This is a genomic window from Kitasatospora putterlickiae, from assembly GCF_039527695.1.
Taxonomy (GTDB): domain Bacteria; phylum Actinomycetota; class Actinomycetes; order Streptomycetales; family Streptomycetaceae; genus Kitasatospora; species Kitasatospora putterlickiae.
In genome coordinates, this window is sequence record NZ_BAAAKJ010000029.1 from 35,661 (window position 1) to 45,207 (window position 9,547).

The 9,547-nt window shown below is 72.3% G+C and carries 8 protein-coding genes and 1 pseudogene; 6 read left to right on the forward strand and 3 right to left on the reverse strand.

What is annotated here, in order from left to right:
- Window positions 1-46: 46 nt before the first annotated feature.
- Both ABD308_RS03895 and ABD308_RS03900 read right to left on the reverse strand, forming a co-directional pair.
- The gene (locus ABD308_RS03895; RefSeq protein WP_344325537.1) at window positions 47-1,276 is read right to left on the reverse strand and encodes a DUF349 domain-containing protein; all 1,230 of its coding nucleotides are present in this window, start codon (window positions 1,274-1,276) and stop codon (window positions 47-49) included.
- 262 nt (window positions 1,277-1,538) lie between these two features.
- Window positions 1,539-2,372 (reverse strand): peptidylprolyl isomerase, encoded by an 834-nt coding sequence (locus tag ABD308_RS03900; RefSeq protein WP_344325540.1) that lies wholly within the window; start codon window positions 2,370-2,372, stop codon window positions 1,539-1,541.
- Window positions 2,373-2,652: 280 nt separating this feature from the next.
- Here ABD308_RS03900 and ABD308_RS03905 point away from each other — a divergent pair, with 280 nt between their 5' ends.
- The 4 genes from ABD308_RS03905 (at window position 2,653) to ABD308_RS03920 (ending at window position 7,030) form a co-directional block, all read left to right on the forward strand.
- Window positions 2,653-3,360 (forward strand): MBL fold metallo-hydrolase, encoded by a 708-nt coding sequence (locus ABD308_RS03905; protein ID WP_344325543.1) that lies wholly within the window; start codon window positions 2,653-2,655, stop codon window positions 3,358-3,360.
- Window positions 3,361-3,371: 11 nt separating this feature from the next.
- On the forward strand, window positions 3,372-4,634 hold the full coding sequence (hisS, locus tag ABD308_RS03910; protein ID WP_344325546.1) for a histidine--tRNA ligase: 1,263 nt from the start codon (window positions 3,372-3,374) through the stop codon (window positions 4,632-4,634).
- Window positions 4,631-6,421 (forward strand): aspartate--tRNA ligase, encoded by a 1,791-nt coding sequence (aspS, locus tag ABD308_RS03915; RefSeq protein WP_344325549.1) that lies wholly within the window; start codon window positions 4,631-4,633, stop codon window positions 6,419-6,421. The genes hisS and aspS overlap by 4 nt, the downstream gene beginning before the upstream one ends.
- A gap of 111 nt (window positions 6,422-6,532) precedes the next feature.
- A complete protein-coding gene (locus ABD308_RS03920) occupies window positions 6,533-7,030 on the forward strand; it encodes a GNAT family N-acetyltransferase (RefSeq protein ID WP_344325552.1) in 498 nt (165 codons plus the stop codon).
- A 5-nt stretch (window positions 7,031-7,035) separates the two neighbouring features.
- On the opposite strand, the gene ABD308_RS03925 is transcribed toward ABD308_RS03920, so the two are convergent.
- Window positions 7,036-7,971 carry a LysR family transcriptional regulator gene (locus ABD308_RS03925; RefSeq protein WP_344325555.1) on the reverse strand — a complete coding sequence of 312 codons (936 nt, stop codon included), beginning with the start codon at window positions 7,969-7,971 and terminating at the stop codon, window positions 7,036-7,038.
- Between the two features lie 273 nt (window positions 7,972-8,244).
- Between ABD308_RS03925 and ppk2 the strand changes: the two genes are divergently transcribed.
- Both ppk2 and ABD308_RS03935 read left to right on the forward strand, forming a co-directional pair.
- Window positions 8,245-9,030 (forward strand): polyphosphate kinase 2, encoded by a 786-nt coding sequence (ppk2, locus tag ABD308_RS03930; RefSeq protein WP_344325621.1) that lies wholly within the window; start codon window positions 8,245-8,247, stop codon window positions 9,028-9,030.
- A gap of 155 nt (window positions 9,031-9,185) precedes the next feature.
- Window positions 9,186-9,547 (forward strand): annotated as a pseudogene (locus ABD308_RS03935) (hypothetical protein); the annotation flags it as partial.

Below are 9,547 nucleotides of genomic sequence, written 5' to 3' on the forward strand. Positions count from 1 at the left end.
GGGGAGCGATCCCCGGGGGCCCTCGGAAAAGCCGTCGGCGGCCGGATCAGCCGCTGAACTCCTCCTGGCCGCGGTGCGCCTGGTCCAGCAGCTCCTGGACGCCGGCCAGCTCGGACTCCAGCTTGGCCGCCTTGCCGGCGTTGCCGGCCGCGCGGGCCTTGTCCAGGTCGGCGCGGAGCTTGTCCGCCTTGGCCTGGAACAGGCCGACCATGCCGGCCGCGCGGGCCTTGGCCTCCGGGTTGGAGCGCTTCCACTCGCTGTCCTCGGCCTCGCGGATGGCCCGCTCGACCGCGTTCAGCCGGCCGTCCAGCTTCGGGCGGACGTCGCGCGGAACGTGGCCGATCGCCTCCCAGCGCTCGTTCACCTCGCGCAGCGCCGCCTTGGCGGCCTTCAGGTCGGTGATCGGCAGGATCGCCTCGGCCTCGGCCGCCAGGGCCTCCTTGAGCTTCTGGTTGCCGACCTGCTCGGCGTCGCGCTCGCTGAACACCGCGGAGCGCGCCTGGAAGAAGACGTCCTGGGCGCCGCGGAACCGCGCCCACAGCTCGTCCTCGACGTCGCGCTGGGCGCGGCCGGCGGCCTTCCAGCGCGCCATCAGGTCGCGGTAGCGGGCCGCGGTGTCGCCCCACTCGGTCGACGAGGAGAGCGCCTCGGCCTCGGAGACCAGCTGCTCCTTGGTGAGCCGGGCCTGCTCGCGCTCGGCGTCCAGCGCCGCGAAGTGCGACTTGCGGTGCTTGGAGAAGACCGAGCGGGCGTGCGAGAAGCGGTGCCACAGCTCGTCGTCGCTCTTGCGGTCCAGACGGGGCAGGCCCTTCCAGGTGTCCACCAGCGCGCGCAGCCGGTCGCCGGCCTCCCGCCACTGGGTGGACTCGGCGAGCTGCTCGGCCTCGGCGACCAGCGCCTCCTTGGCGGAACGGGTCTCGTCCTGGGCCTTGGCCCGGGCCGCCTTGCGCTCCTCGCGACGGCTCTCGATGTCGCCGGCGAGCGCGTCCAGCCGTTGGGCCAGCGCCGCCAGGTCGCCCACCGCGTGCCCCTCGGTGACCTGCTCGCGCAGGTGCTCCAGGGCGGCCTGGGCGTCCTTCGCGGCCAGGTCGGTGGTGCGCACCCGCTTCTCCAGCAGGCCGATCTCCACCTCGATGCCCTGGTACTTGCGCTCGAAGTAGGCGAGCGCCTCCTCGGGCGAGCCGGCCTGCCAGGAACCCACGACGCGTTCGCCGTCGGCCGTCCTGACGTAGACCGTGCCCTGCTCGTCCACACGGCCCCACGGGTCGCTGCTCATAGCGCGTCCTCCACATGACGTCGCGCCCGCGCCGGGGCGGTACGCGTTCGTCGTCCACAGTTGATGTGCGGCGGACCGATGGGTCCGCCGTCCCCGTCCGCCGTGTCCTGCTGCCGAGGGTGACGGCCGGCGGGTCTGGGCACCCTACACAACGCCAACATAGGCGACCAGGACCGGTGCTGTCCGCATCCGGGCCGGGCGATTTCGGGCCGGGGCCGCCCCGGAGCGCCGCGCGGGCGCTTCAGGACGGCCCCGGTACGGGTCAACCCTTGGCGGCGGTCACCGCGTTGAGGGTGACGTCGGCCATCGGGTGGCCGTCCGTGCCGCCCTCCAGGGTGCCCGCGGCGGCGATCTTCTGGAGCACGTCCAGGCCGCCGGTGACCTTGCCGAACGGGGTGTAGTTCGGCGGCAGCTCGGTGTCCTTGTAGACCAGGAAGAACTGGCTGCCGTTGGTGCCCGGGCCGGAGTTGGCCATCGCCACGGTGCCGGCCGGGTAGGTCGCGCCGGTCAGGTTCTCGTCGGCGAACTTGTAACCGGGGCCGCCGGTGCCGCCCGGGACGCTGGAGCTGGCGGTCGGGTCGCCGCACTGCAGCACGAAGATGCCGCCGGTGGTGAGGCGGTGGCACTTGGTGTGGTCGAAGTACTGCTCGCCGGCCAGGAAGGCGAAGGAGTTCACCGTGTGCGGCGCCTTGGCGGCGTCCAGCGACAGCGTCACCTTGCCGCAGTTGGTGTCCATCGCCACGGTGTAGGTGGCCTTGGTGTCGACGGTCATCGCCGGCTCGTCCTGCCACTGCTTGCCGTTCGGGGTGCCCGGCGCGGCCTCGCCGCAGCCCTCGACCGGCGTGCGGGTCGGAACGCTGGGCTCGGTCGGGGTCGGCGCGGCCTGCGCGGCCGGGGTGTCCTTCTTCTCGTCGTCCGAGTCGAAGACGCCGGTCGCGAAGAGGGTGCCGCCACCGGCGAGCACGACCACGGCGAGCGCGGCGCCGAGGATCGTGTTGCGCCGCTTGCGGGCGGACTCCGCGGCGATCCGGCGCTCCATCTGGCGCTCGTACTTCTCCCGGGCGAGCTGCCGCCGCCGCTGTTCGCTGCTGACCACCGGCTCTGTCTCCTACGGATGTGCTGATCGCGGATGTGGGGGCTTCGTCTGTGTGCGACGCCGATGCGGATCATCGCACCCATCGGCGGCCAAGTGTAGGGACCGCGACCGTAAGAACGGGGTGAACCGTTCAGCTCGAAGTGAACCTGTCACGCTCATCTGGTTCGCAACCGGACCCGCACCGCCGGTAGGCTGCCCCTACATCACAGTTCGTAGCCGCGGTCGAGGCCGCCACCGCGACCGCCGCCGAAGACCCGAAGACCGACACCGAAGGACGCGCGTGTTCATCGCCGGATTCCCCGCTGGAGCCTGGGGCACCAACTGCTACCTGGTCGCGCCGGCGGCGGGCGAGGAGTGCGTCATCGTCGACCCGGGCCACCAGGCCGCCGCCGGCGTCGAGGAAATGGTCCGCGAGCACCGGCTCAAGCCGGTCGCGGTGCTGCTCACCCACGGCCACATCGACCACGTCGCCTCCGTGGTCCCGGTCTGCGGCGCCAAGGGCGTCCCGGCCTGGATCCACCCCGCGGACCGCTACATGATGAGCGACCCGGAGAAGGCGCTCGGCCGCTCCCTGGGCACCCAGCTGATGGGCGAGCTGACCGTCGGCGAGCCCGACGACGTGCGCGAGCTCACCGACGGAAGCGTGCTGGAACTGGCCGGTCTGTCCCTCACCGTCGACCACGCCCCCGGCCATACCGGGGGGTCGGTGACGTTCCGGACGCCCGGCGCCGAGGACCTTCCCCCGGTGCTCTTCTCGGGCGACCTGCTCTTCGCCGGCTCCATAGGGCGAACCGACCTCCCGGGCGGGGACAGCGCCGCGATCATGCGCTCGCTGGCCCGGGTGTGCCTGCCCCTCGACGACGCCACCGTGGTCCTCTCCGGCCACGGCGGACAGACCACCATCGGCCGCGAGCGCGCCACCAACCCCTACCTCCGGCAGGCAGCGGGGGCGGCCGGCGCCCCGGCTTTCCCGCGACGAGGAATGTGACGGAAGAGAAGTTGAGCACCTTCACCGCCCCCAAGGGCACCTACGACCTGCTGCCGCCCAGCTCGGCCACCTTCCTGGCGATCCGCGAGGCGATCGCCGCCCCCGCCCGCCGGGCCGGCTACGGGTACATCGAGACCCCGGTCTTCGAGGACGTCAAGCTGTTCTCCCGCGGCGTCGGCGAGTCGACCGACATCGTCACCAAGGAGATGTACACCCTCACCACCAAGGGCGGCGACGAGCTCGCGCTGCGCCCCGAGGGCACCGCCTCCGTGCTGCGCGCCGCGCTCCAGGCCAACCTGCACAAGCAGGGCAACCTGCCGGTGAAGCTCTGGTACTCCGGCTCCTACTACCGCTACGAGCGCGCCCAGAAGGGCCGCTACCGCCAGTTCTCGCAGGTCGGCGCGGAGGCCATCGGCGCCGAGGACCCGGCGCTGGACGCCGAGCTGATCATCCTGGCCGACGACGCCTTCCGCGCGCTCGGCCTGAGCGACTACTCGCTGCTGCTCAACAGCCTCGGCGACAAGCAGTGCCGCCCGGTCTACCGCGCCGCTCTGATCGAGTTCCTGGCGGGCCTGGACCTCGACGAGGACACCCGCCGCCGCGCGGAGATCAACCCGCTGCGCGTCCTCGACGACAAGCGCGAGGCCGTGCAGGCCCAGCTCGTCGGCGCCCCGATGCTGCGCGACTACCTCTGCGAGGACTGCAAGGCCTACGACGAGAAGGTCCGCGAGCTGCTGACCGCCAACGGCGTCGCCTTCGTCGACGACCCCAAGCTGGTCCGCGGCCTCGACTACTACACCCGCACCACCTTCGAGTTCGTCCACAACGGCCTCGGCGCCCAGTCCGCGATCGGCGGCGGCGGCCGCTACGACGGCCTGTCCGAGATGATCGGCGGCCCGGCGCTGCCTTCGGTCGGCTGGGCGCTCGGCGTGGACCGCACCTACCTGGCCCTGGAGGCCGAGGGCGTCACCCTCGACCTGCCGGCCGCCACCTCCGTCTACGCCGTCGCGCTCGGCGAGGAGGCCAAGAACGTCCTGTTCGCCAAGGTGATCGAGCTGCGCCGGGCCGGCGTCGCCACCGACCTCGCCTTCGGCGTCAAGAGCATCAAGAACGCCATGAAGTCCGCCGACCGTTCCGGCGCCCGCTTCGCCCTCGTCGCCGGTGACCGCGACCTCGCCGAGGGCGTCGTCCAGCTCAAGGACCTCACCACCGGCGAGCAGAACCCCGTCGCCCTCGACGCACTCGTCACCACCCTGAAGGAGAAGCAGCTGTGATCCGCACGCACGACGCGGGCACGCTCCGCCCGGAGCACGCAGGCACCACCGTCACCCTGGCCGGCTGGGTCGCCCGCCGCCGCGACCACGGCGGCGTGGCCTTCATCGACCTGCGCGACGCCTCCGGCACCGTGCAGATCGTGGTCCGCGACCTCGATTCGGTGCACGGTCTGCGCGCCGAGTACTGCGTCAAGGTGGTCGGCGACGTCCGCGTGCGGCCCGAGGGCAACGAGAACCCGGACATCCCGACCGGCGCCGTCGAGGTCGTCGTCAGCGACATCGAGGTCCTCTCCGAGGCCGCCCCGCTGCCGTTCCCGGTCGCCGAGTACGAGCCCGGCACGGTCAACGAGGAGGTGCGCCTGCGCTACCGCTACCTCGACCTGCGCCGTGAGGGCCCGGCCAAGGGCCTGCGCCTGCGCTCCAAGGTCAACAACATCATCCGCCGGGTGATGGAGGAGAACGACTACCTCGACATCGAGACGCCGTACCTCACCCGCTCCACCCCCGAGGGCGCCCGCGACTTCCTCGTCCCGGTCCGCCTGCAGCCCGGCCACTGGTACGCCCTGCCGCAGTCGCCCCAGCTGTTCAAGCAGCTGCTGATGGTGGCCGGCATGGAGCGCTACTACCAGATCGCCCGCTGCTTCCGCGACGAGGACTTCCGCGCCGACCGCCAGCCGGAGTTCACCCAGCTGGACATCGAGGCCTCCTTCGTCGACCAGGAGGACGTCCTGGCCCTCGGCGAGAAGATCATCGGCGCCATCTGGCGCGAGGTCCACGGCTACGAGATCCCCGACCCGCTGCCGCGGATGACCTACGCCGACGCCATGGGCCGCTACGGCTCGGACAAGCCCGACGTCCGCTTCGGCCAGGAGCTCACCGATCTCACCGGCTACTTCAAGGGCACCGACTTCCGGGTCTTCCAGGCCCCGTACGTCGGCGCCGTGGTCATGCCCGGCGGTGCCTCGCAGCCGCGCAAGCAGCTCGACGCCTGGCAGGACTGGGCCAGGGCGCGCGGCGCCCGCGGCCTCGCCTACGTGCTCATCGACGCCGAGACCGGCGAGCTGCGCGGCCCCGTCGCCAAGAACCTCTCCGAGGAGCACCTGGCCGGCCTGGCCGCCGCCGCCGGCGCCAAGAACGGCGACGCGATCTTCTTCGCGGCCGGCAAGGAGCGCGCCTCCCAGGAGCTGCTCGGCGCCGCCCGCCTGGAGATCGGCCGCCGCTGCGAGCTGATCGACGAGTCCCAGTGGGCCTTCCTGTGGGTCGTCGACTTCCCGATGTTCGAGCCGATCGAGGACGACAAGGGCGCGTTCCAGGGCTGGCACGCCGTGCACCACCCCTTCACCGCCCCCACCGCGGAGTCGCTGGCCACCTTCGACACCGACCCCGGCGGCGCCCTGTCCAACGCCTACGACCTGGTGCTCAACGGCTCGGAGCTGGGCGGCGGTTCGATCCGTATCCACCAGCGGGACGTGCAGAAGCGGGCGTTCGACGCGATCGGCCTGTCCGAGGAGGAGGCCGCCTCGCAGTTCGGCTTCCTGCTGGACGCCTTCAACTACGGCCCGCCGCCGCACGGCGGTGTCGCCTTCGGCCTGGACCGGATCGTCACCCTGCTCGGCGGGTACGACACCATCCGGGACGTCATCGCCTTCCCGAAGACGTCCACCGGCGGTGACCCGCTGACCGGCGCCCCCACCCCGATCACTCCGGCGCAGCGCCGCGAGGCCGGCGTCGACGCCCAGCCGAAGGTCCGGGAGGACGGCAAGTCGGAGGGTCAGCAGAAGGCCTGACACCCCGTCGGCCGACATCGGCTAACCTTTCACGGCCCCGGACGGCATTCCCGCTGTCCGGGGCCGGTCCACAACGGTGTGCGACAGAGAGAGGGTCCCCCTGTGAAGGTCATGACCAGGATCGAATGTCCCGAGGACGTCCCGGCCACCAGACGTGTCCACATGGCCGCCTTCCCCGGCCCCGACGAGGCCGACCTGGTCGACGCGCTGCGCCGCGACCCGGCCTGGCTGCCGGACCTGTCGGTGGTCGCGGTCGACGACTCCGGTCTGGTGGTCGGCCACGCGCTGCTCACCCGGCTACGGGTCGGCGAGGGCAGGGGGCTGGCGCTCGCGCCGGTCGCCGTCGCCCCCGAGTGGCAGCGCAAGGGCGTCGGCGAGCTGGTGGTCAGGGCCGCGCTGACGGCCGCCGAGGACGCCGGCGAGAAGCTGGTCGTCGTGCTCGGCGATCCCGACTACTACGGCCGCTTCGGCTTCATCCCGGCCCAGCGGCACGAGGTCAGCGGTCCGTTCGAGGTGCCCGACGGGTACTTCCAGGCGCTCGCGCTACCCGCCTACGACGGCTCCCCGCGGGGCCTGTGCCACTACCCCGAGCCCTTCGAGGCCGTCTGACCCCGTCAGATCGACGGCGCCGTTCGGGTCGATCGAGCCGACTCTCCTCCGAGACCTATCGTCGCGCGACAGCTGCGCACGAACGCGGTCATGGCGGGCGTCGGCTCCCGGTCCTTCGGCCAGTACAGCCCGACCTGACTCGGGCTCAACCCCCGCACCGGCCGGTACGCGACATCCTCGCGCGGTGCCAGCCGGCTCATCGTCTCCGGGGCGAAACCGACGCCCTGGCCGCACACCACCGCGGTCAGCCACTCGTCGGTGTTGTGCGCCACCGCGCCGATCCGCACAGGTCGCCCGCCCCGCTCCCGGACCGCCAGCCAGTAGTCGCGCCAGTGCCCGGCCTCGTGCGGGATCGCCACGAAGGGCTCGTCCAGCAGCTCCTCGAAGTCGATCACCGCACGGGCGGCCAGCCGGTGCCCGGCCGGCAGCGCCGCGCAGCGCGCCTCCTCGCCCAGCACGGCCACGCTGTACCGCTCGGACAGCGACGGCGGCGCGTGCCACAGCGCCAGGTCGATCTCGCCGGCGGCCAGGCCCGAGGTCGGGTCGAACCAGTTGTTCTGCCGCAGCTCCACCTGCCAGCCCGGCATCCGGTGGGCGAAGTCGGCCACCGTGCGCTGGGACATCAGGTTGATGATGCCGCCCTCGAACCCCACCCGCAGCGTCGAGCCCTGGTCCGCGGCGGCGGCCCGGGTCGCGCGCAGCGCCTCCTCCCAGTCGGCCAGCAGCGTCCCGGCTCGCGCGGCCAGCGCCCAGCCGGCCCGGGTCGGGGCCATGCCGCGCCGCGACCGTTCGAACAGCTCCACCCCGAGCAGGCCCTCCAGCTGACGGATCTGCTTGGTCAGCGTCGGCTGGGAGACGAACAGCCGGGCCGCCGCCGCGGTCAGCTGCCCCTCCTCGCAGACCGCGGCGAAACTGCGCAGCAGGCGGGTGTCGACATCCATGCCCCAAGGTTATGGAACCGGAAATTGGACCCGTTCGGCAGGTCTGGGTCATGGTTGAGCGTTCGGTCTTCGGACCGGCCGACGGGGGAGCCGGGCAGCGGCGGTTCAGGGGGCCGCCGCTGTCCGGCCGGAACCCCCCGGACCTGCGGGAACCCGTGCCAGGACGTACGGTGAAGGGTCATCAGCACCCCACCGAACGGAGGCACCCAGGTGGCAGCGAAGGCTCAGCGCGGGCGGAACGCGGCGGACGAGCGGAGCGGTCCGGGCGAGCGCCTGGCGAAGAGGCCCTACGAGCAGGAACTGCTGCGGCTCCAGCACGAGCTGGTGAAGCTCCAGGAGTGGGTGCGGGCCGAGGGCGCCCGGCTGGTGGTGGTCTTCGAGGGGCGCGACGCGGCCGGCAAGGGCGGCGCGATCAAGCGGGTGACGGAGTACCTGAACCCGCGCATCGCCCGGGTCGCGGCGCTGCCCGCGCCCACCGAGCGGCAGCGCACCCAGTGGTACTTCCAGCGCTACGTCGAGCACCTGCCGGCCGCCGGGGAGATCGTGCTGTTCGACCGCAGCTGGTACAACCGCGCCGGGGTGGAGAAGGTGATGGGCTTCTGCACCGAGGAGGAGTACTGGCAGTTCCTGCAGCAGTGCCCGACCTTCGAGCGGATGCTCATCGAGTCCGGCACGCTGCTGCGCAAGTACTGGTTCTCGGTCAGCGACACCGAGCAGCAGCGGCGCTTCCAGGACCGCCTGGAGGACCCGATGAAGCGCTGGAAGCTCTCGCCGATGGACGTCGAGTCGATCACCCGCTGGGAGGACTACTCGCGGGCCAAGGACAAGATGTTCCTGCACACCGACACCCCCGAGTCGCCCTGGAACGTGGTGGAGAGCGACGACAAGCGGCGGGCCCGGATCAACATGATCGCCCACCTGCTCTCCACCGTCCCGTACCACGAGGTGAAGCCGCCGACGATCGAGCTGCCGGAGCGTCCGGCCTCGCGCGGCTACCAGCGGCCGCCGCGCGACCTGCAGCGCTACGTCCCGGACCACGCGGCGGGCCTGGGCTCGTAGCGGCCGGCCGCCCCGAGCCGTCGGCCTCCTCCTCCGTCTCGTCCTCGGCCTCGTCCTCCTCCGCCGAACGGCCCTGCGGCGTTGCCGGTGGCGTCGCCGGGCCGTCCGATGGAGGTGCTCGGACGAGGTCAGCGACGAGGTCAGGAGAACCGCCCATGTTCGTTCGCACCGGCTACTTCACCGGCGATCCCGCGCAGATCGACCGGGCCCTCGACGGGCTGTCCGCCGAGGCGGTCGGCCTGCTGTCGGCGCGGCCCGGCTACGCGGGCTACGGACTGTTCGCCGACCGGGAGCTCGGCATCATCGTGATGGGCTCGTGGTGGGCGGACCGGCGGACCGAACGGGACAGCTTCGAGCAGCTGCGCGGCCGCCGCGACGAGCTGCTCGCCCCGTTCGCCGGGACGGCGACCGTCGACGTCTGGGAGGCCGCGGTGGTCTGGGAGTCCTCGGTGGCCCGGCCGGGGTCGTGGTTCCGGCTCGCGCGGTTCGACGTCGACCGGGCGAACGCCGGGCGGGC